This window comes from Acidovorax sp. GW823-FHT01C06, assembly GCF_058798375.1.
On sequence record NZ_JBXAKN010000007.1, the window covers coordinates 197,862 to 218,665 of the forward strand.

Below are 20,804 nucleotides of genomic sequence, written 5' to 3' on the forward strand. Positions count from 1 at the left end.
ATTCCGGCTCGCGCCCGCCACACCATCCGCGTCCCTCACATGCAAGACGACCTTTTCGGCGGCCCGTCGGTGCCGCCCCCTCCCACCGACAAGGCCGCCGCCGCTGGCTTCGCGGCCGATGCAGATGAGCCCGCGGCGGCCAGGCCGCGCCGCACCGGGGTGCATCCGGCCCCCGGGCACGATGGTCTGCGCGCCCTGGCCGCCGCCCTCCCCCGCCAACTGCGGCTGGGCACGTCGTCATGGACATACCCCGGATGGAAGGGACTGGTGTGGGAAGGCGAGCATTCCGAGTCCATGCTCTCCAAGCAGGGGCTGGCCGTCTACGCCCAGCACCCGCTGCTGCGCACGGTGAGCATCGACCGCAGCTTCTACCGGCCGCTCACGGTGAGCCAGTACGAGCGCTATGCCTCGCAGGTGCCCGATGACTTCCGCTTCGTGGTGAAGGCACCCAGCCTGGTGACCGACGCCCTCGTGCGCAGCGAGGACGGGCGGGGGCGCCAGCCCAATCCGGCTTTCCTCAGCCCCGAACTCGCCCTCAGTGAATTCGTGGAACCCGCGCTGCAAGGGCTGGGGCACAAGCTGGGGGCGCTGGTGTTCCAGATCAGCCCCCTGCCCCTGGCGCAGCTGGACCGCATGCACGAGCTGCTGGAGCGCCTGCGCGCCATGCTGTGCGCGCAGCCTGCGTTGCACCCCACCGCGCCGGACGGCGTAATGGCCGTGGAGGTGCGCGATCCCCAATGGCTCACCCCGCGCTTCGCGGCGGTCCTGCGCGAGGCCGGGGCCACCTACTGCCTGGGCCTGCACGCAAAGATGCCGCCGCTGCAGGAACAGCTGCCCATGCTGCGCGCGCTCTGGCCCGGTCCGCTGGTGTGCCGCTGGAATCTCCACCCCATCCACGGCCCCTATGGCTATGAAGACGCGGAAAAGAACTATGCGCCCTATGACCGGCTCCACCACCCCGACCCTGGCACGCGTGCCGCGCTGGCGAGCCTGATCGCGGGCGTCACCGGGCGGGGGCACAACGCCTTCGTGGCCATCAGCAACCATGCGGAAGGCTGCGCGCCGCGCACCGTGCAGGCGCTGGCCGAATGCGTGGCGGCGCAGCTTGGAGGCCCGGCGCCCGCCGCAGCGCCCGGCCCCGTGGTGTAGGACGCGGAGCACCCGCGCCAAAACCGTGCGCTGACACCGGGCGGCCTTACCCTGCGCGACGATGGCGGCATGCTGTCAACGTCAGGGCCCGTCACATGAACCTTCTTCAAAAACTCCGCGGCGTGCGCCAATGGGACGCCGAACGTGCCGGTTTTCCGGGCGAGCACTGGCTGGTGCTGGGTGCGGGCCTGCTGGTGCTGCGCGGCGCCAGCCGCAGCCGTGGCCTGGTGCGCCGCGCAGCCGGCCGGGCCCTGGGCAGCGCCCTCATCGCGCGCGCCGCATCGGGGCGCGACGGGGTGGCCGGCAAGCTGGCACGGGCGGCGGAAAAGGCCCCGGCGGCTGGCGCCGTGGGCAGGGCCCGCCTTCGCGCCCCTCGGTAGCCCGAGGCCATGGAAACACGCTGGCCCGCGCGGCTGTGGGTGGTGCGGCATGGACAAAGCGCCGGCAATGTCGCGCGCGACGCGGCCGAGGCGACGGGGCTTCAGACCATCGACCTCGCATGGCGGGACATCGATGTGCCGCTGTCGGACCTGGGAACCGCGCAATCGGTGGCGCTGGGGGAATGGTTTGGACGCCAGCCCGTGGATGGGCAGCCGCAGGTCATCCTGTGCTCGCCCTACGTGCGCGCGCTGCAGACCGCCCGTCTGGTGGCGCGGTACAGCCGTCTGGAGCATGTCACCCTGCGGCTGGACGAGCGGCTGCGGGAAAAGGAGTTCGGCATCCTGGACCGGCTTACCAAGTTCGGCATCCAGCAGCAGCACGCCCAGCTGCATGAGCAACGCACCCACGTGGGCAAGTTCTACTTCAGGCCGCCCGGCGGTGAAAGCTGGTGCGACGTGATCCTGCGGCTGCGCAGCCTGCAGGAGATGGTCACGCGCGAATACGCGGGGCAACGGGTGCTGGTGGTCGCGCACCAGGTCATCGTCAACTGCATGCGCTACCTCATCGAGCAGATGGACGAGCAGCAGATCCTGGAGATCGACCGCCAGGGCGACGTGCCCAACTGCGCGGTGACGATCTACCGCGCCCATGGGGCGCACGAGGGGCGCACCGAGGAGGCCATGCAGCTGGTCCAGGCCAACTTCCTTGCCCCGCTGCGCGACGCGCGGACACCGGTGACGCGGGAGCCCGACGCCGCCACCGCCCCCAAGCCCTGACGGCACGCCATGCCCCGCAACCCTACCTGGCCCCGGCCCAGAGCCCTGACCGAGGCACTGCTTCGGCGCTGGCCCCTGCCCCATCCCGGCGACGATGCGGACAAGGAAGCGCGCGGGCACGTGCTGGTGGTCGCGGGCAGCCATGAAATGCCCGGCGCGGCGCTGCTGGCGGCCGTCGCCGCGCTGCGTGCGGGGGCCGGTAAACTCACCGTGGCCGCACCGGAGCGCGTGGCGCAGGGCCTGGCACTGGCCATCCCCGAGGCGCGCGTGATGGGGCTTGCCGAGACGCGGGCCGGGGGTTTTGCCGCGCGCGACTGCGACCGGCTCGGGCCCCTGTCCGACCAGGTGAGCGCCGTGGTGCTGGGCCCCGGCATGCTGGACGAAGCCCGCAGCGTGGCCTTCGTGCGCACGATGCTGCCGCTGTTTCGCCGCAGCACGGTGGTGCTGGACGCCTACGCCATGTCGGCCGCAGTCGGCGCAGCGTTCGACCAGCCCGTCGTCATGACGCCCCACGCCGGCGAGATGGCCCACCTGACCGGTGCATCCAAGGACGCCGTGCTGGCCGACCCACTGGCCGCCGCCCGGGCGGGCGCGCAACGCTGGGGCGCCTGCGTGGCGCTCAAGGGCAGCACCACCTGCATCGCGCAGCCCGACGGCTGTTCGTTGCGGTTTGCGGGCGGTACCCCGGGGCTGGCCACGTCGGGCTCGGGCGATACGCTGGCGGGCCTCATCGGCGGCCTGGCCGCGCGCGGCGCGCCGCCGCTGCATGCCACGGCCTGGGGCGTGCTCCTGCATGCACGCGCGGGCAGCGCGCTGGCGCGGGACCAGGGCACGCTGGGCTACCTGGCGCGCGAACTGTCGGCGCAGGTGCCTGCGCTGATCCATGCCCTGGGCCCGCGCGCCACCCCACGGCGCCATGCCGGGCCGAAGTGATCCACAGGGCTCGCCCGCATCACGCGGTTTGAACGAAAAAGGCCGCCTGCGCTGGATGCACAAGCGCAGAAAGCTATTAATTCAATAGCAATCAAGCTACGGCGCGTTGCCCTTGGCCAGCGGCCGTGCCGCGCGCTCGCCGCCCAGCGTGACCCAGGTCAGCACCAGGCCCAGGAGCGCGCCGCTGGCCATGCCCACCACCATGGGCAGCGGCTTGCCATTGGCGAACACACCGACCACGCCCATGGCGGCAGCGCCGATCAGCATCTGCAGCGTGCCCAGCAGCGCCGAGGCGGTGCCCGCGATGGCGCCGTGCTCCTCCAGGGCGAGCACCGAGGTGGTGGGAATCACCAGCCCCATCAGGCCGCTGGCGACGAAATACAGGCCCAGCAGCACTTCCAGCCGGTCGCCGCCCGCCAGGTAGTAAGCCAGCATCGCCACCATCACGGCGCCCGCACCGGTGACCGCCACCTTGACGGTGGGCACCAGTCCAAAGCGGCGCCCCAGCCGGGCGGTGAACTGCGCGGCGGCAAAGAATGCGGCGGCATTCACCGAGAACGCCAGGCTGTACTGCACGGGCGTGAGGCCGTAGTGGTTGATCAGCACGAAGGGCGAGCCCGCCAGGTAGACAAAGAACCCCGCCATCGAGCAGCCCCCGATGAACACGAGGCCGAGGTAGTGCCCGTCGCGCAGGAGGAGCCAGTAGCCCGAGAGCGCGCCCGCCAGGCTGCTTTCGAGGCGCTCGGCTGCCGGCCGCGTTTCGCGCAGCCCCCGGGATACCAGCAGGAGGCCGGCGACCGCCGCCACCGCCACGGCCCAGAACACCCCGCGCCACCCCGTCAGCGCAATGACGCCACTGCCCGCCAACGGCGCCAGCAGCGGGGAAATGCTGAACACCAGCATCAGCAGCGACATGAGGCGCGCGGCCTCGGTGCCGGTGTGCAGGTCGCGCACCACGGCGCGGGGAATCGCCATGCCGGCAGCGGCGCCCAGCCCCTGCACGAAACGCAGGACCACCAGGGTCTGGATGTCGGTGGCGAGCGCACAGCCCACGCTCGCCAGCGTGAAAAGCAGCAGACCCACGTACAGCGGCGGCTTGCGGCCCACCATGTCCGACACCGGACCATAGAACAGCTGGCCAACGCCCAGCGAAATGAAGAACGCCGTCAGGCTCCACTGCACGGCGCCCACCTCCGCGCCCAGGCTCGCGCCGATCTCGGGCAGCGCCGGCAGGTACATGTCGATGGCAAAGGGGCCGATGGCCGACAGCAGGCCCAGGATCAGGGCCATCTTGAAGAAACGGGAAGCATGCATAGCAGGCCATTGTCACCAGTTTGGTGCAAGCCTGCGGGTTAACCCTGCAAAAACCCGCAACAGCGCGGCCGCCCCCCGGTTGCGACGCAAGGCGCCGGGCCCGCGCGCGCTGCCTGTCAGCCCGCCCCGTCGGCCAGTTCGATCCGGTTGCGCCCGCCCTGCTTGGCGCGGTACATGGCGCGGTCGGCCAGGCGCACCAGCATCTCGGGCAACTCGTCGCGCTGCGGCTGCACGCTGGCCACCCCGAAGCTCACGGTGACGATGCCCAGCGGCGCCCCTTCGTGCGGCAGCGCCAGCTGATGGATCGCCTCCTGGATGTGGCGCGCCACATCGGCCGCGGCCTGCAGGTCGGAGCCGGGCAGCAGCACCACGAACTCCTCGCCGCCAAAACGCGCGGCCAGCTCGCCCTCGCGCCGCGCGCCCGTCTGCGCGAGCGTGAGGGCCAGCGCCTGCAGGCAGGCATCGCCCGCGAGGTGGCCATAGTGGTCGTTGAAGTGCTTGAACACATCCACGTCCAGCATGATGAGGGCCAGCGGCGTGCGGGCCCGCTGCGCGCGCGCCCATTCACGCGCCAGGGCATCGTCGAAGTGCCGGCGGTTGGCGATGCCCGTGAGACCGTCGGTATTGCTCAGCAGCTCCAGGCGCTGATTGGCCTGCGCCAGGGCCTGGGTGCGCTCCTGCACCAGCGCCTCGAGTTCGCGGTTGCGCTGGCGCAGCTCCTCGATGGGGTACACCTCGCTGCCACGGGCCTTGCCGAACGGGATGGAGACGCTCACGTGCGCGATCTTCCAGTCGCCTCCCGCCTCCTGGCCGCCCTCGCGCCGGAACAGCACCACCTTGCGCGCGGTCTCGCGGGCAAACAGCGCGTCGGGAATGGGCAGGTGGATGTGGAAGAAGGCGGTGGCGGCAAGCAGGTCGGCCCCCAGGTCCTGCACGAAAAGCTCGACCATCTCGATGCCGATGCGCGCTGGAACCTGCGCGAAATCCTGCTGCGTCACCTCGATCCATCCGGCACGGGTCTTGACCAACTGGTCGCTGCTGCCCGCGAAGCCGCTGAAATTCTCGCTGAAACGCGCCAGCAGCCGGGCATCGCGCGCGGCATACATCTCGATGTACTCATCGAAGAGCATGCGGGTCAGTCGCTCGCGTTCCGGTGACATGCGGTGGGTCCTTGTCGGGTGCTGGGGGGATGCGCCGCCGCGCGCGGCCCGCGCCAGCAGGCATGTTTTGAATGTAACACCCGCCCTGTCCCCGCGAAAACACGGAACTACCCTGCATCCTCCACGCCCCGCTTCAGCCGTGGAACCACTTCGCGGGCCAGGTCACCAGCCAGGGAAAGACCACCATGAGGAACATGATGGCGAACTCCGCGACCATGAACGGGACGACCCCCTTGGTCACATCGTCCATCGACATCCTGCCCACCCCGGCCACCACGTTGAGCACCGTGCCCACGGGCGGGGTGACGAGGCCGATGGAGTTGTTGATGATGAACATCACGCCGAAGTAGACCGGGTCGATCCCTGCCGCGTTGACCACCGGCATCAGCACGGGCGTGAGGATCAGGATGGTGGGCGTCATGTCCATGGCGGTACCCACGGCCATCACCAGCACCATGATGGCCGCCATCAGCAGGATCTTGTTGTCCATGAAGGGCTGCAGCAGGCCCACCACCTTGGACGGCAGGTCCGCCACGGTGATGAGCCAGGCGCTCACCATGGCGGCGGCGATCAGGAACATCACGATGGCGCTGGTCTTGGCGGCGGCCACGAAGATGCCGTACAGGTCGCGCCAGCTGATCTCGCGGTAGATGACGGCCGAGACGAAGAGTGCGTACACCGCCGCCACCACAGCCGCCTCGGTGGGCGTGAACACCCCCATGCGCAGGCCGACGAGGATGATCACCGGCAGCATCAGCGCCCACAGCGCCTTGCGCAGGGCCGTGAGGATCTCCGCGGCGGACTTGCGCGGTGGCGGCACGATCTTCTCGCGCCGCACCAGGAAGGCCCAGGTGAGCCACAGCGCGGCACCGATCAGGATGCCCGGCACGATGGCCGCGAGGAACAGCTTGGAGATCGACACATTGGCCGCCACCCCGAAGATCACGAGACCGATGCTGGGCGGGATCACCGGGCCGATGACGCCGGTGGCCGCGATCAGCCCGCCGGCACGCGACTTGTCGTGCCCGGCCTTGACCATCATGGGCAGCAGCAGCGCCGTGAGCGCCGCGGCATCGGCCACGGCCGAACCCGACAGGGCCGACAGCAGGCAGCCGGCCATGATGGTCACATAGCCCAGCCCGCCCTTCACATGGCCCACCAGCGCCAGCGCGAAGTCCACGATGCGGCGCGACAGGCCGCCCACGTTCATGATTTCGCCGGCCAGCATGAAGAAGGGCACGGCCAGCAGCGGAAAGCTGTCGGCCCCGCCGATCAGGTTCTGCGCCAGGATCTGCGCGTCGAACAGGTCCAGGTGCCACATCAGCGCCACGCCGCTGGCCAGCAGCGAGAAGGCGATCGGGATGCCCATGGCCATGGCCAGCAGCAGCGATCCGACAAAGACGAAGATGGTCATCGCGCGCCCTCCTTGCCGCGCGGCGCCTCGGTGCCTGCCGCGCCCAGGATCTGCTGCAGCTGCACCGCCTCTTCCGACTCCTGCACCATCACCAGGTCCTCGTCGGCGATCTGGCCGCTGAGCAGCTTGTACAGGTCGATGGCCAGGATCAGCGCCGCGCAGACGGCGAACACCAGGCCCGCGCTGTAGACAATGGCCATGGACGCGCCCGTGGTCGGCGCCGTCACGTCCCAGTTGATGCGCGCCTGCGCCAGGCTGCCCTGGAACAGCAGCCAGACGATGTAGAGCATCACCCCATGGCCCAGGGCCAGGCAGATCTTCTTGCCCACGGCCGGCAAGCGCTGCACCACCATGTCCACCCCCAGGTGGCCATGCTCGCGCAGCGCGACGATGGCGCCGAGGAAGGTCATCCAGATGAAGAGCCAGCGCGACACTTCTTCCGACACGGTGATGCCGGAATTGAAGCCGTAGCGCAGCACCACGTTGCCGAACACCAGCACCACCATCAGCGCCAGCAGGGCGGCGATCACCGCCTCCAGGCCGCGGCAGGCGCGGTCCATCCATCTATTCATGTTGTATGTCCTAAAAACACCCCCTGAGGCGCTTCGCGCCTTCCCCCTCTCTCGTCTCGCTGCGCGAGTCGGGAGGGGGACGCCCCCAGTGCGGCGGGGCGGCCCTTGCACGGGGGCCCTGGCTTGGGCTGCGCCAGCTTTGTGCGTTGCGCGCAACGCGCAGCGCAGTGAATCCTGGCGGAACGGCGCTCAGGCGGGCTGGGAGGCTTCGCGCAGGCTTTCCACCAGCGAGCGCAGCGCGGCCAGGTAGGAATGCGGACCGAAGCCCTGCACCGTGGCCTTGACGGCCGGCGAGATGATGGAGTGCGCGCGCCAGGCCTCGCGCGCGGCAATGTTGGACATGTGCACCTCGATCACCGGGAAGGGCATGGCCTTGATCGCGTCGTGCAGCGGCACGCCATGCTGCGTGAGGCCGGCGGGGTTCACCAGCGCGCCCTGCGCCGCGTCGATGTGCTCGTGCAGGAAGTCGATCAGCGCGCCTTCGTGGTTGGACTGCAGGATGCCGAGTTCCACGCCGAGCTCGGCAGCGAGCTTCTGCAGGCGCTCGTTGATCTGCGCCAGCGTGGTGGTGCCGTAGATATGGGGTTCGCGGCGCCCGAACAGGTTGAGGTTGGGGCCGTGGAGGACAAGGATTTTCATGGGGTTTCGGGCCGGATGGCTCATTTGCGGATGCGGGCGAGTTCGTCGTTGTAGAGCTTCACGATGGCCGGGTCGTAGGTGGCCGCGAACTTCTCGATCACCGGCTTGGCGATCTGCTGCATGCGTGCCAGCTCGGCGGGCGCGATCTCGTTGTAGGCCATGCCCTTGGCCTGCAGGTCGCCTACCGAGCGCTGCGCTGCGGCGCGGCTCACCTGGCGCTGGTAGCCACGCGCCTCGTTGGCGGCATCGTTCATCATCTTCTGTTCGGCGGGCGACAGCTGGTCCCAGAACTTCTTGCTCACGAGCACGATGTTGGCGGCGTACACGTGGTTGGTGGCGCTCACGTACTTCTGCACCTCGAACATCTTGTTCGACAGGATCACCGCGTACGGGTTCTCCTGGCCGTCCACCGCCTTGGCTTCCAGCGCGCCGTACAGCTCGGCGAACGGCATGGGCACGGGGTTGGCCTTGAAGGCCTTGAAGGTCTCAAGGAACACCGGGTTGGGGATTACGCGCAGCTTGAGGCCGTCGAAGTCGTCGGCCTTGGTGATCGCGCGCTTGCTGTTGGTCACGTTGCGGAAACCCAAGTCCCAGTAGCCCAGGGCCACCAGGCCCTTTTCAGGCAACTTGGCGATCAGCGCCTGGCCCAGCGGGCCGTCGAGCAGGGCATCGGCCTGCGCAAAATTGGCCACGGCGAACGGAAAGTCCACCAGCCCGAATTCCTTGACGATGCCGGCCAGCGAGGTGGTGGCCGGGGCCGACATCTGCTGCACGCCGCCTTGCAGGGCCGACTGCTGCTGCATCTCGTTGCCCAGCTGTGAGGCCGGGAACTCCATGACCTTCATCTTGCCGCCGCTCTTGGCCGCCAGCAGTTCGGCAAAGCGCTTGACGCCAAAGCTCACCGGATGGTCCGCATTGTTCAGGTGGCCGAAGCGGATCACGCGCTCTTGCTGCGCAGCGGCCGGCAGGGCCAGCAAAAGGGACAGGCCGGCGGTGGCCAGCAGGCAGGCAGTTTTCTTCACGGGGGATCTCCATCAAAAAGGGACCAAGGCTTGCCAAGGCACGACCGAAGTCGCCGCCGCAGCACTTGGGACGCATCGTAGAAAAAAGTGGAAAGCGTTTCCATAGTAGAAACCCTTTAACAATTTTTGGTACATTGCTGCCGAACCGGTGCGGACGCTCCCAGCGTGCGTCCGCACAAATCTTCGAAAGCCATTGCCCATGAGCAGCATCCTCGAGCGCAGCTTCAAAGTCCTGGAACACCTCGCGCCCCACCCTGAAGGCAAGGCGCTGTCGAACCTTGCGTCCGAACTGGACATGCCGCTGAGCGCCACGCACCGGCTGCTGGCCGAGCTGGTCCGCTGCGGCTATGTGCGCCAGGAACACAACCAGGGCAACTACATGCTGACGATCAAGCTGGTGTCGCTGGGCCTCGGGTTCCTGAGCGCCAGCGGCATCGTGGACATTGCGCAGCCGCTGCTGGACCGGCTGGCCGCCGAATCGGGCGAGCTGGTGCGCCTCGCGGTGGTGGATGGCGACGAACTGACCTTCGTGGCCAAGGCGCAGGGGGCGATGCGCGGTCTGCGCTACGACCCGGACATGGGCCTGTCGGTGAACCTGTCGTGCAGCTCGGCCGGCCACGCGTGGCTGTCCACGATGACCGACGAGGAAGCCCTGGCGCTGGTCGCCAGGCGTGGCTTTGGCAAGCCCGAGGACTACGGCCCCAACGCGCCCACCACCGTGAAGGCGCTGCTGGCCTACCTGCAGGCCGCGCGCGAGCGCGGCTTCAGCATGATCGTGGAAGTGTTCGCCCCCGCCATGACCGCCATGGCCGCGCCCGTCCGCAGCAGCCACAACGGCGCGGTGATCGGCGTGGTCACCATCGCGGGGCCTCTGGTGCGCCTGACCGAGGAGCGCATGCTGGCCCTGGGCCCCGCTCTGCTGGCCACCACGCAAGAACTCGCCATGGCCAGCAGCGGCTCGGCCCTGCTCAGAAAACGCGGGTAGGCCCTGAGGCCGGCATCAGTCCCGTGGCGCGAAGAGCGCCAGGGTCTCATGGGCGAACGCGCCCTCGATCTCCAGCATGCGCATCTTGGTGGCGGCCCCCCCACCGGCCGAGAAGCCGCCGGTCTTGCCGCCCGCCGCGAGGATGCGGTGGCAGGGCACCACGGGCGCGAAGGGGTTGTGGCCCAGCGCCTGCCCCACGGCGCGCGCGGCGCCGGGCTCGCCCAGGGCGGCGGCCATTTCGCCATAGGTCATGGTCTTGCCGGGCGGTATGCGCCGGGCCAGCTCGTAGACACGGGCATTGAAGGGCGGCACGCCCTCGGTGGCCAAGGGCACGTCGAGCAGGTCGTCGTGCGCGCCCGCGAGCAAGGCCACCACGCGGGCCGCCCAGGCGGCCACTTCGGGTGGCATGGGCGATTCAGGCGCACCCGGAAAGCGCCGCTGCATGCGCGCACGCGTGTGCGCCTCGCCCTCGTCCTCGGGCAGCTGCACACCGACCAGCAAGGGGCCATTCCAGGCCAGGCCACAGTGCCCCACCGCCGTCGAAAACAGCGCGAAGCCCTGGGCTGCTGCAGGCCCGCGTTTTTCAGTCAGCACGCAGGGCGGCCTTGAGCTGGGCGCCGATCTCGGGCTTGCCCGCGAAGGGGTCGGTGGGGTTGCGGCCCTGCAGCACGTCCTCCATGCGCGTCTGTACGGAAGCCAGCGCCTTGGGGTGGCTGTAGATGTAGAACTGGCCCTGCGAGGCCGCGTCGAACACTTTCTGCGCCACCTCGGCCGCCGTCACCTTGCCGCTGCCCACGGCCTTGTCGCTCATGGCCTGGCCGATGAGCTGGCTGCGCGTGGGCTTGCCGGCCTGCAGCTCGCCTGGGCGGTTGCGGTGGCTCTGGGCGATGCCGGTGGGCACGAAGTACGGGCACAACACGCTGGCGCAGATCTGGTCGGTGACGAGGGCCAGGTCCTGGTACAGCGTTTCGGACAGGCTCACCACCGCGTGCTTGCTGACGTTGTAGATGCCCATGTTGGGGGCATCGACCAAGCCGGCCATGCTGGCCGTGTTGACGATGTGGCCGCGCCAGGCGGGGTCCTTCTTGGCGGCGGCGAGCATCATGGGGGTGAACAGGCGCACGCCGTGGATCACGCCCCAGAGGTTCACGCCCAGCACCCACTCCCAGTCCTTGGCGGTGTTTTCCCACACCAGGCCGCCCGCGCCCACGCCGGCGTTGTTGAACACCAGGTGCGGCGCGCCAAAGCGCTGCTCCACGTCCGCCGCCAGCTGCTCCATCTGCGTTGCGTCGGACACGTCCACCTTGCGCGCCAGCACCTGGACACCGGCGGCCTGCGCCTCGGCGGCGGCCGCGTCGAGCGCGTCCTGCTGCACATCCACCAACACCAGGTTCATGTGGAGGCCCGCGCCGATGCGCGCGCATTCCAGGCCGAAGCCCGAACCCGCGCCGGTGAGAACGGCTGTCTTGCCTTTGAAATCGTCGATCATTTGGTGGCTTCGGCCTTTCGCAATGTGTAGCCAATCCGGGGAAAGTGCACGTGCACCGTGCCCGCACGCGGGTCGGTGCGGCGCAGGGTGTAGCGCGTGCGCGTGGCGGCGATCAGTTCGCCCTCCGTGGGTTCGGTGCCAAAGCTCTCGGCGGCGATCGTCACCGGGCTGCCCAGCGGGATGCCGTGCTCGTCCTGGAACACGTCGTCCGCCAGGGGCAGCGGGTCCAGCCCCGCCGCCACGGTGATGGCGTCCTCGGCGCTCAGCTTTTCCATGCGGCCATGGCCCAGGGCCGCCACGCGGTCCATCCATTCGAGCAGCGCGGGCGTGGCGTTGAAGATGTCGGCCATCACCGGCACGCACTGGCGCGTGAACCACAGCGGATGGTAGGCGGCAAAGTCGGCCAGGCAGGGCTCGGCGCCGAACAGGAAGTCATGCTCCTCGGCCATGTGCGCGATGCGGCGCAGGTAGGAGCGGTAGGCTGCCGTGGCATCGGCCGGGCGCAGGCGCTGCATGCCGGCGCTCATCTCGCGGCGGTCTTCGCCAAAGGCCTGGGCCGCGGCCGGCGGCAGGTTGGCGAACATGGCCGATGCGCCCTTGGGCTGCAGGTTGTAGGCCATGGCGGCCCAGAACAGCGTGGTGTCGGCCCACTGGGCGAAGACCCGCGCCACGCCCTTGAGGTGTGGCGGGTAGAGCACGGGCTCCGGCTGCACGTGCTCGAGCACGTCGCAGACCAGGGCCGAGTCGCAGTAGATGTCGGCACCGATCTGCAGGAACGGCGTCTTGCGGTAGCCGCCCGTGAGCGCCACCACATCGGGCTTGGGCGCGATGCTGGGGATGATCACCGACTTCCAGGCCAGTTGCTTGTAGCCCAGCGCCAGCCGGATCTTTTCCGAGAAAGGGGACGAGGGGTAGTGGTGCAGGATCAGGGAGGTGGTCATCGGGGGCTCTCCGGCAAGGCTGTGGTGGTGGGGGTGCCGCTCATGCAGGCAGCGCGCGGTCCAGCAGGGCGTCGAAATCCACGCCCGCGCCCAGCGTGCCGAAACTGTAGCCCCAGTCGCCACCCAGGCGCGCATCGCAGAAGGCGCCGAACACGCTGGCCGGCGCGCTCTTGTACAGCAGCGCCGCCTGCACGGCCAGGGCCACGTCCTGCGCCAGGCGCCGGGCCTCGGCCTCGGTGGTCATCGCGTCCACGCGCAGCGGCAGTGCGCTGGCCATGCGGTCGAGTGCCGGGTGGGCGCCGCGCGCCGGGGCCAGCTCGTCTGCCAGGGCCGCCGCCGTGTCAGCGCGGCGCACGGCGCGCAGCAGATCGAGCGCCATGATGTTGCCCGCGCCTTCCCAGATGGAGTTGAGCGGCATCTCGCGGTAGATGCGGGCCATGGTGCCTTCGCCGCCCTCCTCCACATAGCCGTTGCCGCCCAGGCACTCCATGGCCTCCTGGGCGAACGCGCTGCCGCGCTTGCACACCCAGAACTTGGCCACGGGCGTGAGCAGGCGGGCCATCACGGCCTCGTACCCACTGCTGTCTTTTTGATCAAAAGCGCTGGCAAGCCTTATGGATAGTGCGGTAGCCGCTTCACTTTCAAGAGCAAGATCGGCCAGCACATTGCGCATGAGCGGCTGGTCGATGAGCTTCTTGCCAAAGGCCGAGCGCTGGCGCGTGTGGTGCAGCGCGATGCTCAGCGCCTGGCGCATGAGGCCGCTGGTGCCCAGGGCGCAGTCCAGGCGCGTCATGGTGCCCATCTCCAGGATCTGGGCCACGCCACGCCCCTCCTCGCCCACGCGCCAGGCCAGCGCATCGATGAACTCGACCTCGGAACTCGCGTTGGCGTGGTTGCCCAGCTTGTCCTTCAGGCGCTGGATGCGGATGGTGTTGACGGACCCCTCCCCTTCACCGGGCAGCACGCGCGGCAGGAAGAAGCAGGTGAGCCCGCCGGGCGCCTGCGCCAGGATCAGGAAGGCATCACACATGGGCGCCGAGAAGAACCATTTGTGCCCGGTGATGCGGTAGCGTGGGCCCCAGGCGTCCTCGCCATCAGGCACCGCCTGCGTGGTGTTGGCGCGCACGTCCGAGCCGCCCTGCTTCTCCGTCATGCCCATGCCCATGGTGAGCGCGGTTTTTTGCGAGAACAGGGCCAGGCGCGGGTCGTACCGCCTGCTGGCCAGGCCCGCGCTCCAGTCGGCCCACACGGCGGGGTTGCCGCGCAGCGCGGGCGTGACGGCGTAGCTCATGGAGACCGGGCACAGCACCGAGGGCTCGGCCTCGGTGAACAGCATGAAGCCCGCCGCGCGCTCGATGTGGGCATGCGGCACCGGCGCGCCCGCCGCATCCTTGCGCGACCAGGGCGTGGCGTGCAGCCCGTGGCGCAGCGCCGCGCCGATGAGCGCGTGGTAGCTGGGGTGGAACTCCACCACATCGGTGCGGTGGCCGAAACGGTCGTGCGTGCGCAGCTGGGGCTGGCAGGTGTTGGCCAGGCGGGCATGGGCCTGCATCTCGGCGGAGCCCATCTCGGCGCCCAGCGCGGTCAGGCCTTCCAGCGGCAGCGCCGGGCTGTGCAGGCGCAGCGCATCCTGCAAGGGACGGTTGGTGGTGAACAGATTGACGTCGGCCCAGGGGGTGCTCTGGTTGAACACCTCATGGGTGCTGGCGGGGCGGGCAGCGGCAGTGGTCATGATGGGCTCCACAACATTTCGATATGGGGGATATCGTCTTCGAGGTATTCGTCCGACACGGCCGCGAAGCCCAGGCTGCCGTAAAAGCGCTGCAGGTGGGCCTGCGCACTGATGCGGATGGACTGGCCGGGCCACGCACCGCTGCAACGGGCGATGCCTTCCAGCATCAGCGCCCGGCCCGTGCCGTTGCCGCGCGCCTCCCGGGCCGTGACCACGCGGCCGATGGACGGCTCGGGGTAGTTCACGCCCGGGTCCACCACGCGCAGGCAGGCCTGCAGCGCACCCGCCTCGCCATAGCCCAGCAGGTGCCACGATTGCTTGTCCGCGCCGTCCGGGTCCTGGTACGGGCCCTGCTCCAGGATGAAGACCCTGCAGCGCAGGGCCAGGGCGTCATGCAGCGCGTGCACGCCCAGGTCATCGAAGCGGGCCCAGACCCAACGGAGCGTCATCAGATCAGCTTCACCAGTTGCTTGCCGAAGTTCTTGCCCTTGAGCAGGCCCAGGAAGGCCTCGGGCGCGGCGGCAATGCCCTGCGCCACCGTCTCGCGCGGGCGCAGCTTGCCGGTGCCCACCAGGGTGCCCAGCTCCTTGAGCGCCTCGGGCCACACTTCCATGTGTTCGCTCACGATGAAGCCCTCGATCTTCATGCGGTTGATCAGCATCAGCGCGGGGTTGGCCATGGGCAGGGGCTGGCCGTCATAGCCGGCGATCATGCCGCACAGCGCCACGCGGCTGAAGGCGTTCATGCGCAGCATCACGGCGTCCATGATCCAGCCGCCCACGTTCTCGAAGTAGCCGTCGATGCCGTTCGGGCAGGCTTCCTTCAAGGCCTTGGACAGGGCCTTCACATCGCTGTGTTCCTTGTAGTCGATGCAGGCGTCGAAGCCCAGTTCCTCGACCGCATAGCGGCACTTGTCGGCACCGCCGGCAATGCCCACCGCGCGGCAGCCGCGCGCCTTGGCCAGCGCGGCGAAGGCGCTGCCCACGGCGCCGGTGGCGGCGCTCACCACCACGGTGTCGCCTTCCTTGGGGGCGATGATCTTCACCAGGCCGTACCACGCCGTCACGCCGGGCATGCCCACGGCGCCCAGGTAGTGCGACAGCGGCACATGGGTGGTGTCCACCTTGCGCAGCGCGCCCACGGCATTGCCGTCCACCACGCTGTACTCCTGCCAGCCGCCCATGCCCACCACCTTGTCGCCCACGGCGTACTTGGGGTGGCGGCTCTCGGCCACCTCGCCCACGGTGCCGCCGATCATGACCTCGCCCAGGCCCTGGGACGCCGCATAGCTCTTGCTCTCGTTCATGCGGCCGCGCATGTAGGGGTCCAGGCTCAGGTAGTGGTGGCGCACCAGCACCTGGCCGTCCTGCAGCGCAGGCGTGTCCACCGCCACCAGCTTGAAGTTGCTGGCCACGGCCTCGCCCTGGGGGCGGTTGTCGAGAACGATCTGTTGGTTGCGTGGCATGGGAAACTCCTTGAAAATTTGCTACTATTTTGATAGCTGCCAGCGCTTATCCATCAAGCGCTAGTGGCCATTTTTACCCAAATTCCGAGCGGACTCAGTCGGTGGAAATCACCTTGAGGCCATTCGCGGTGCGGCTGTCCACCGGCAGGCGCTTCACGTACTTGAAGGTGCCGGTGGCGTGGCTGCACACCTTGCCTTGCGCGTCGTACACCGTGCCTTCGGTGAACGCCATGGTGGCGGTGCGGTGGATGAGCCGCCCCTTGGCCACCAGCGGGCCGCGGGCGGGCTGCATGAAGCTGGTCTTCATCTCGATGGTGACCACGCCCATGTCGGGCGTCTCGCTGCGCGCGGCCGTGGCCATGGTCACGTCCAGCAGCGTCATCGACGCGCCGCCGTGGGTCACGTCGAAGGAGTTCAGGTGCTCGGGCCTGGCTTCGTAGCGCAGTTCGGATTCGCCCTTTTCCATGCGGTGCAGGGTGAAGCCAAGGTGGCTGACAAAGGGGATTTCGACACCAAAACTTTTCACGGCATTTCCTCAGTACACAAACTCAAAAACTGGCGCGGCCCCAGCCAGCGACCGCCGCGCTGGCGGTGTTCCCCTTCCCGGCGAAGCCGAGAGAAAGGGGAAGGCGCGAAGCGCCTCGGGGGGTTGTACTCCAACTAGCCGCCCGTGACGATGCTCACGCCGCCATCGACCGCAAGCCACTGGCCCGTGATGTGCTTGCCGGCATCGGACGCATACAGCGCACACAGGCCCTTCAAATCCTCATCGTCGCCCAGGCGGCCCAGGGGAGCATGCGCCGCCAGTGCTTCCTCGCCCATGGCCTTCAGGGTACCCACCGTCATCTTGCTCGGGAAGAAGCCTGGGCAGATGGCGTTGACGCGGATGTTGTAGGCGCCCCATTCTGCCGCCAGCGCACGGGTGAAGTTGATCACCGCGCCCTTGGAGGTGTTATAGGCAATGGTATTCATGCCCTTGGGGTTGCCGCCCAGGCCGGCGATGGATGCCACATTGATGATGCTGCCGCCGCGGCGGCCGATCATGCTGTGCTTGGCGATGTGCTGGGAGAGGATGAAGTAGCCGCGCACGTTGAGGTTCATCACCTTGTCCCAGGCCTCCACGGGATGGTCCTCGGCCGGTGCGCCCCAGGCGGCGCCCGCGTTGTTCACGAGGATGTCCACGTGGCCCAGGCGCTCCAGCGTCTCGTCGGCCAGGCGGCGGATGTCGGCCTCGTTGGCGCAGTCGGCGGCGATCCAGCGGGCGTCGATGCCGGCGGCCTGCAGGTCGGCGGCGGCTTCTTCCAGGTCGGACGCCTTGCGCGAACTCAGCACGATCTTGGCGCCGGCCTCGCCCAGCGCGTGGGCCAGCTGCAGGCCCAGGCCGCGCGAGCCGCCGGTGACGAGCGCGGTCTTGCCAGTCAGGTCAAACAATTGTTGGATGGTGCGGGTCATGGGTTGTCTCCTTGGGTTGCTCTGGATGGGTCGTCTGCCCGGAACGGAGGCGCCACGCGCCGCGCTGTTCCGGCAGGGGAAATCAGTCAATGATTGTGCGGCGCAACGCGGGGCCATTGTGTCGCCCCCGCGTCGGCCGGCGGGGTCAGCCCGCCTTCAGGCGCGCGCGCACCGCGATCAGCGCCACGCCCACCACGGCCACCAGGGCGCCGCCCACCACCAGGCTCCAGCCCAGCGCACCATCGGTGCGCCCCGTGGCGATGCCCAGCACCAGCGTGAGCAGGCCGCCGTAGATGAGTGTCCAGATGAGCTTGTGCAGGCGTTGCAGCGTTCGGGGTGCCACCATCAGAATGCCTCTTCGGGAAAGGCGGCGCAGGTCGCATCGCGCGCGCTCACCACCTGCAGCCAGGCACCGATCTTGGGCAGCTCGTAGTGGAAGAAAAAGCGCATCGCGCCCATGCGGCCCACGCTGGCCGGCCGGGCCAACTGTGCATCGGCGGCCAGCGTGACCAGCGCCACGTCCAGCCACACCCAGGCCAGCACCATGTGGCCAAAGGCCTGCATGTAGGGCACGGCATTGGCCAGCGCGTCGGCGGGCTGGCCCGTGGCCCATGCGGCCTTGGTGGCGGCGCCCACCTGCTGCAGCGCCGCGCCCAGCGCGTTGGCATGCGCGGCCAGCGCGGGCACCTGGATCGCGCGTTCGATGGTGGCATTGATACGCCCGGCCAGCAGTTGCAGGCCACGCCCGCCCTCCATCAGCACCTTGCGGCCCAGCAGGTCCATGGCCTGGATGCCGTGCGTGCCCTCGTGGATCATGTTCAGGCGGTTGTCGCGCCAGTACTGCTCCACCGGGAAATCGCGCGTATAGCCGTAGCCGCCGTGGATCTGGATGGCCAGGCTGTTGGCCTCCAGGCACCACTCGCTGGGCCAGCTCTTGGCGATGGGAGTCAGCACCTCCAGCAGCAGACGCGCCTCGTCGGCGGCGGCCGAATCGCCCGTGGCCTGCTCGTCCACCAGGCGCGCGCAGAACAGGTTGAGCGCCAGTGCGCCCTCGCCGTACGATTTTTGCGCCAGCAGCATGCGCTTGACGTCGGCGTGCTCGATGATGCGCACCTGCGGCTGGGCCACGTCCTTCACCACGGCAGCGGCGCCATCCTTGGGTCCCTGCACCGGACGGCCCTGGGGGCGGTTCTTCGCGTAGTCGAGGCTCGCGTAGTAGCCCGCCAGGCCCAGCATGGTCGCGGCCATGCCGATGCCGATGCGCGCCTCGTTCATCATGTGGAACATGCAGTGCAGGCCCTTGCCGGGCTGGCCTACCAGGTAGCCCACGGCGCCGGCCTCGCCATCGACCGGGTACTTGCCCTCGCCGAAGTTGAGCAGCGTGTTGGTCGTGCCGCGCCAGCCGAGCTTGTGGTTCAGGCCCGCCAGCGCCACGTCGTTGCGCACGCCGGTGAGCTTGCCCTCGGTGTCCACCAGTTTCTTGGGCACGATGAAGAGCGAAATGCCCTTGGTGCCGGGCACGAGCTTGCCGTCGGGCCCGGGGATTTTGGCCAGCACCAGATGGATGATGTTCTCGGTGAGCTCGTGCTCGCCGGCCGAGATCCACATCTTGTTGCCCTTCAAGCGGTAGCGCGGGCCCAGCGGGTCGCTCTCGAAGCCCTCGCCATCGGGCACGGCGCGCGTGGCCACGTCGCTGAGCGACGAACCCGCCTGCGGCTCCGACAGGCACATGGTGCCCGAGAAGCGGCCCGAGAATTCGTTGAGCGCGAACACGGTTTTCTGCGCCTCGGTGCCATGCACCATCAACAGGTTGGCATTGCCCACCGTGAGCAGGCCCGAGCCCATGCTGATCGACGCCACGGCGAAGAAGCTGTTGGCCGCGGCCTCCACCGTGTAGGGCAGCTGCATGCCGCCAATGTCGTAGTCCTGCGCGGCACTGAGCATGCCCGAGGCCGCGTAGGCCTTCTGCGCATCGTGCGTGCACTGGGGCAGCGTGACCTTCTCGCCGTCGAAATGAGGCTCCTCGATGTCCACCGTGCGGTTGAAGGGCGCGTACTTCTCGCGCGCGATGCGCTCGCAGGTGTCGAGCACCGCGTCGAAGGTGTCGCGCGAATGGTCGGAAAAACGCGTGCGGGCCGTGAGGGCCTTGGCATCAAGCCAGTCGTACAGCAGGAAGTCGAGGGTGGAACGCAGGGTCATAAGGTCTCCTTGTCACTGCGTGCAATGCCCGGTCCGGCCCCTGCGTTCAGGGGCTCAGCGTGCGGGCAGCACAATATTCTTGAAACACCAGTAGTCCATGTCCGAATCGGGCCTGGGCTGGCAACTGGCCTCGCCCAGCTGCAGGCGCGATGCACCCGCGGGGAGCGGCGGGAAGGTGATCTTGAGGATCTTGGTGCGGCCGGGCTTCACCACATCCATCTTCACATTGCAGAACGTCAGGCCGCTGATCGCCTGCTGCTGCAGCACGGCGCCGCTGCCCAGGTCCTTGAGCGTGAACGCATCGGCCGAGCCGGTGGGCTGCGCGCAGGCCTCAAACGCCTCGTCGGTGGTGTTTTTCACCAGCAGCGTCACACGCGTCTGCCGCGCGTCGAGCACGATGTCCTGCAGCACCACGTCAGGATCGGACTCCAGCGGCAGCTGGAGCTTGAAGCTCTGGGCGTGGGCGCCACATGCCACGGCCAGGGCCGACAGGGCGACAAGAAGGGGGGCGGAAGGAAGCAAGCAACGCATGGAAGGTACCGGGTTGGGGTGGAGGACGGAGGCCAGGGCCACCAGCACATCGGTGGCCGCGGGGATTCTGCCCGTGCGGCCGGCACCGGACCTCCACGTCACGCCCCGACAAAGAAACAATTTGTAGTCCGCCCCTTCATCCCGTCAGTCTTCGCCCGCCGCGGCCCCTTCGCCCGGCACGCCCTGCCCCGCCGCAGCGGGCAATGCCGCAATCGTGCCCTGCGCCACGGCGCAGAGCTTTTCCTGCCCGCCTCGGACCGCAAATACCTCGCAGCGGCATACAGCCTGGCTCTTGCCATGGTGCACCGCCTCGGCACGGGCCAGCAGGCGTTCGCCCACCGCGGGCCGCAGGTAGTTGATCTTGAACTCGGACGTGACCACCGGCACCTGCATGGCCGTTCCACCGGCATAGGTGAGCGCGTTGTCCGCGAGATAGCTCACCACCCCGCCGTGCGCAAAACCATGCTGCTGGAGCAGTTGCGGCGTGAGCGCCAGGGACAGCTCGCACCGACCCGGCGCCAGCGCCGCCAGCTCCGCCCCCAGCAGCACGCTGAAGGGCTGGTTGGCCAGCACCTGCCGGCCCAGCGCCAGGAAGGCCTCGGGCGAGGCCATCCCGGACCGCATGTCGGTGGAGCGGTCCGAGGCCATGC

23 protein-coding genes are annotated in these 20,804 nt (G+C 68.8%); 5 read left to right on the forward strand and 18 right to left on the reverse strand.

Translation table 11 applies throughout. The annotated features are described in order from the left end of the window. Positions 1-39 precede the first annotated feature (39 nt). The 4 genes from AC1RCS_RS16035 (at position 40) to AC1RCS_RS16050 (ending at position 3,239) form a co-directional block, all read left to right on the forward strand. Positions 40-1,149 carry a DUF72 domain-containing protein gene (locus AC1RCS_RS16035; protein ID WP_492245360.1) on the forward strand — a complete coding sequence of 370 codons (1,110 nt, stop codon included), beginning with the start codon at positions 40-42 and terminating at the stop codon, positions 1,147-1,149. A 95-nt stretch (positions 1,150-1,244) separates the two neighbouring features. Continuing rightward, complete coding sequence (locus tag AC1RCS_RS16040) at positions 1,245-1,529, forward strand: hypothetical protein (protein ID WP_218294788.1); 285 nt, start codon at positions 1,245-1,247, stop codon at positions 1,527-1,529. Between the two features lie 9 nt (positions 1,530-1,538). Continuing rightward, positions 1,539-2,306, forward strand: a complete 768-nt coding sequence (locus AC1RCS_RS16045; protein ID WP_492245361.1) for a histidine phosphatase family protein — start codon at positions 1,539-1,541, stop codon at positions 2,304-2,306. Between the two features lie 9 nt (positions 2,307-2,315). Then, positions 2,316-3,239 carry an NAD(P)H-hydrate dehydratase gene (locus AC1RCS_RS16050; protein ID WP_492245362.1) on the forward strand — a complete coding sequence of 308 codons (924 nt, stop codon included), beginning with the start codon at positions 2,316-2,318 and terminating at the stop codon, positions 3,237-3,239. A 96-nt stretch (positions 3,240-3,335) separates the two neighbouring features. Here AC1RCS_RS16050 and AC1RCS_RS16055 read toward each other — a convergent pair whose 3' ends face one another. From AC1RCS_RS16055 to AC1RCS_RS16080, 6 genes are all read right to left on the reverse strand, one after another. Further along, positions 3,336-4,553: a multidrug effflux MFS transporter gene (locus AC1RCS_RS16055; protein WP_218294786.1), complete on the reverse strand. Its 1,218-nt coding sequence runs from the start codon at positions 4,551-4,553 to the stop codon at positions 3,336-3,338. A 116-nt stretch (positions 4,554-4,669) separates the two neighbouring features. Next, positions 4,670-5,713, reverse strand: a complete 1,044-nt coding sequence (locus AC1RCS_RS16060) for a diguanylate cyclase (RefSeq protein WP_492245363.1) — start codon at positions 5,711-5,713, stop codon at positions 4,670-4,672. A gap of 133 nt (positions 5,714-5,846) precedes the next feature. Then, positions 5,847-7,127 carry a TRAP transporter large permease gene (locus AC1RCS_RS16065; RefSeq protein WP_492245364.1) on the reverse strand — a complete coding sequence of 427 codons (1,281 nt, stop codon included), beginning with the start codon at positions 7,125-7,127 and terminating at the stop codon, positions 5,847-5,849. Next, complete coding sequence (locus tag AC1RCS_RS16070) at positions 7,124-7,699, reverse strand: TRAP transporter small permease (protein ID WP_492245365.1); 576 nt, start codon at positions 7,697-7,699, stop codon at positions 7,124-7,126. Before AC1RCS_RS16070 ends, AC1RCS_RS16065 begins: the two co-directional genes overlap by 4 nt. Positions 7,700-7,888: 189 nt before the next feature. Further along, entirely contained in the window at positions 7,889-8,338 is a 450-nt protein-coding gene (locus AC1RCS_RS16075; RefSeq protein ID WP_218294782.1) for a type II 3-dehydroquinate dehydratase, read from the reverse strand. Positions 8,339-8,358: 20 nt separating this feature from the next. Next, the gene (locus AC1RCS_RS16080) at positions 8,359-9,360 is read right to left on the reverse strand and encodes a TRAP transporter substrate-binding protein (RefSeq protein WP_492245366.1); all 1,002 of its coding nucleotides are present in this window, start codon (positions 9,358-9,360) and stop codon (positions 8,359-8,361) included. Between the two features lie 199 nt (positions 9,361-9,559). Here AC1RCS_RS16080 and AC1RCS_RS16085 point away from each other — a divergent pair, with 199 nt between their 5' ends. Next, on the forward strand, positions 9,560-10,345 hold the full coding sequence (locus tag AC1RCS_RS16085; RefSeq protein WP_218294780.1) for an IclR family transcriptional regulator: 786 nt from the start codon (positions 9,560-9,562) through the stop codon (positions 10,343-10,345). Between the two features lie 15 nt (positions 10,346-10,360). Here the strand turns inward: AC1RCS_RS16085 and AC1RCS_RS16090 are convergent, their stop codons facing one another. From AC1RCS_RS16090 to AC1RCS_RS16145, 12 genes are all read right to left on the reverse strand, one after another. Then, a complete protein-coding gene (locus AC1RCS_RS16090; RefSeq protein WP_218294779.1) occupies positions 10,361-10,939 on the reverse strand; it encodes a methylated-DNA--[protein]-cysteine S-methyltransferase in 579 nt (192 codons plus the stop codon). After that, positions 10,929-11,834, reverse strand: a complete 906-nt coding sequence (locus tag AC1RCS_RS16095; protein ID WP_492245367.1) for an SDR family oxidoreductase — start codon at positions 11,832-11,834, stop codon at positions 10,929-10,931. Before AC1RCS_RS16095 ends, AC1RCS_RS16090 begins: the two co-directional genes overlap by 11 nt. After that, complete coding sequence (locus AC1RCS_RS16100) at positions 11,831-12,775, reverse strand: glutathione S-transferase family protein (protein ID WP_492245368.1); 945 nt, start codon at positions 12,773-12,775, stop codon at positions 11,831-11,833. The genes AC1RCS_RS16095 and AC1RCS_RS16100 overlap by 4 nt, the downstream gene beginning before the upstream one ends. A 40-nt stretch (positions 12,776-12,815) precedes the next feature. Then, the gene (locus AC1RCS_RS16105) at positions 12,816-14,507 is read right to left on the reverse strand and encodes an isovaleryl-CoA dehydrogenase (RefSeq protein WP_492245369.1); all 1,692 of its coding nucleotides are present in this window, start codon (positions 14,505-14,507) and stop codon (positions 12,816-12,818) included. Continuing rightward, on the reverse strand, positions 14,504-14,956 hold the full coding sequence (locus AC1RCS_RS16110) for a GNAT family N-acetyltransferase (RefSeq protein ID WP_218341107.1): 453 nt from the start codon (positions 14,954-14,956) through the stop codon (positions 14,504-14,506). Before AC1RCS_RS16110 ends, AC1RCS_RS16105 begins: the two co-directional genes overlap by 4 nt. Continuing rightward, positions 14,956-15,972, reverse strand: a complete 1,017-nt coding sequence (locus AC1RCS_RS16115; protein WP_218294774.1) for an NADP-dependent oxidoreductase — start codon at positions 15,970-15,972, stop codon at positions 14,956-14,958. The genes AC1RCS_RS16110 and AC1RCS_RS16115 overlap by 1 nt, the downstream gene beginning before the upstream one ends. A 94-nt stretch (positions 15,973-16,066) precedes the next feature. Further along, positions 16,067-16,498: a PaaI family thioesterase gene (locus AC1RCS_RS16120; RefSeq protein WP_218294773.1), complete on the reverse strand. Its 432-nt coding sequence runs from the start codon at positions 16,496-16,498 to the stop codon at positions 16,067-16,069. Between the two features lie 134 nt (positions 16,499-16,632). Then, entirely contained in the window at positions 16,633-17,424 is a 792-nt protein-coding gene (locus tag AC1RCS_RS16125) for an SDR family oxidoreductase (protein WP_218294772.1), read from the reverse strand. 145 nt (positions 17,425-17,569) lie between these two features. Next, positions 17,570-17,770 (reverse strand): hypothetical protein, encoded by a 201-nt coding sequence (locus AC1RCS_RS16130; protein ID WP_218294771.1) that lies wholly within the window; start codon positions 17,768-17,770, stop codon positions 17,570-17,572. Continuing rightward, positions 17,770-19,623: an acyl-CoA dehydrogenase gene (locus tag AC1RCS_RS16135; protein ID WP_492245370.1), complete on the reverse strand. Its 1,854-nt coding sequence runs from the start codon at positions 19,621-19,623 to the stop codon at positions 17,770-17,772. The genes AC1RCS_RS16130 and AC1RCS_RS16135 overlap by 1 nt, the downstream gene beginning before the upstream one ends. A gap of 54 nt (positions 19,624-19,677) precedes the next feature. After that, complete coding sequence (locus AC1RCS_RS16140) at positions 19,678-20,154, reverse strand: hypothetical protein (RefSeq protein ID WP_218341104.1); 477 nt, start codon at positions 20,152-20,154, stop codon at positions 19,678-19,680. Between the two features lie 144 nt (positions 20,155-20,298). Further along, positions 20,299-20,802 carry a PaaI family thioesterase gene (locus AC1RCS_RS16145; protein ID WP_492245371.1) on the reverse strand — a complete coding sequence of 168 codons (504 nt, stop codon included), beginning with the start codon at positions 20,800-20,802 and terminating at the stop codon, positions 20,299-20,301. Between the last annotated feature and the right edge of the window lie 2 nt (positions 20,803-20,804).

Excerpts from the sequence above, each read along its gene's own strand:
- AC1RCS_RS16070 (WP_492245365.1), bottom strand. The coding sequence starts at position 7,699 with ATGAATAGATGGATGGACCGCGCCTGCCGCGGCCTGGAGGCGGTGATC.
- AC1RCS_RS16055 (WP_218294786.1), bottom strand. The coding sequence starts at position 4,553 with ATGCATGCTTCCCGTTTCTTCAAGATGGCCCTGATCCTGGGCCTGCTG.
- AC1RCS_RS16130 (WP_218294771.1), bottom strand. The coding sequence starts at position 17,770 with ATGGTGGCACCCCGAACGCTGCAACGCCTGCACAAGCTCATCTGGACA.
- AC1RCS_RS16085 (WP_218294780.1), top strand. The coding sequence starts at position 9,560 with ATGAGCAGCATCCTCGAGCGCAGCTTCAAAGTCCTGGAACACCTCGCG.
- AC1RCS_RS16060 (WP_492245363.1), bottom strand. The coding sequence starts at position 5,713 with ATGTCACCGGAACGCGAGCGACTGACCCGCATGCTCTTCGATGAGTAC.
- AC1RCS_RS16140 (WP_218341104.1), bottom strand. The coding sequence starts at position 20,154 with ATGCGTTGCTTGCTTCCTTCCGCCCCCCTTCTTGTCGCCCTGTCGGCC.
- AC1RCS_RS16045 (WP_492245361.1), top strand. The coding sequence starts at position 1,539 with ATGGAAACACGCTGGCCCGCGCGGCTGTGGGTGGTGCGGCATGGACAA.
- AC1RCS_RS16105 (WP_492245369.1), bottom strand. The coding sequence starts at position 14,507 with ATGACCACTGCCGCTGCCCGCCCCGCCAGCACCCATGAGGTGTTCAAC.
- AC1RCS_RS16075 (WP_218294782.1), bottom strand. The coding sequence starts at position 8,338 with ATGAAAATCCTTGTCCTCCACGGCCCCAACCTCAACCTGTTCGGGCGC.
- AC1RCS_RS16035 (WP_492245360.1), top strand. The coding sequence starts at position 40 with ATGCAAGACGACCTTTTCGGCGGCCCGTCGGTGCCGCCCCCTCCCACC.
- AC1RCS_RS16040 (WP_218294788.1), top strand. The coding sequence starts at position 1,245 with ATGAACCTTCTTCAAAAACTCCGCGGCGTGCGCCAATGGGACGCCGAA.
- AC1RCS_RS16145 (WP_492245371.1), bottom strand. The coding sequence starts at position 20,802 with ATGGCCTCGGACCGCTCCACCGACATGCGGTCCGGGATGGCCTCGCCC.
- AC1RCS_RS16135 (WP_492245370.1), bottom strand. The coding sequence starts at position 19,623 with ATGACCCTGCGTTCCACCCTCGACTTCCTGCTGTACGACTGGCTTGAT.
- AC1RCS_RS16115 (WP_218294774.1), bottom strand. The coding sequence starts at position 15,972 with ATGCCACGCAACCAACAGATCGTTCTCGACAACCGCCCCCAGGGCGAG.
- AC1RCS_RS16125 (WP_218294772.1), bottom strand. The coding sequence starts at position 17,424 with ATGACCCGCACCATCCAACAATTGTTTGACCTGACTGGCAAGACCGCG.
- AC1RCS_RS16110 (WP_218341107.1), bottom strand. The coding sequence starts at position 14,956 with ATGACGCTCCGTTGGGTCTGGGCCCGCTTCGATGACCTGGGCGTGCAC.
- AC1RCS_RS16065 (WP_492245364.1), bottom strand. The coding sequence starts at position 7,127 with ATGACCATCTTCGTCTTTGTCGGATCGCTGCTGCTGGCCATGGCCATG.
- AC1RCS_RS16100 (WP_492245368.1), bottom strand. The coding sequence starts at position 12,775 with ATGACCACCTCCCTGATCCTGCACCACTACCCCTCGTCCCCTTTCTCG.
- AC1RCS_RS16095 (WP_492245367.1), bottom strand. The coding sequence starts at position 11,834 with ATGATCGACGATTTCAAAGGCAAGACAGCCGTTCTCACCGGCGCGGGT.
- AC1RCS_RS16050 (WP_492245362.1), top strand. The coding sequence starts at position 2,316 with ATGCCCCGCAACCCTACCTGGCCCCGGCCCAGAGCCCTGACCGAGGCA.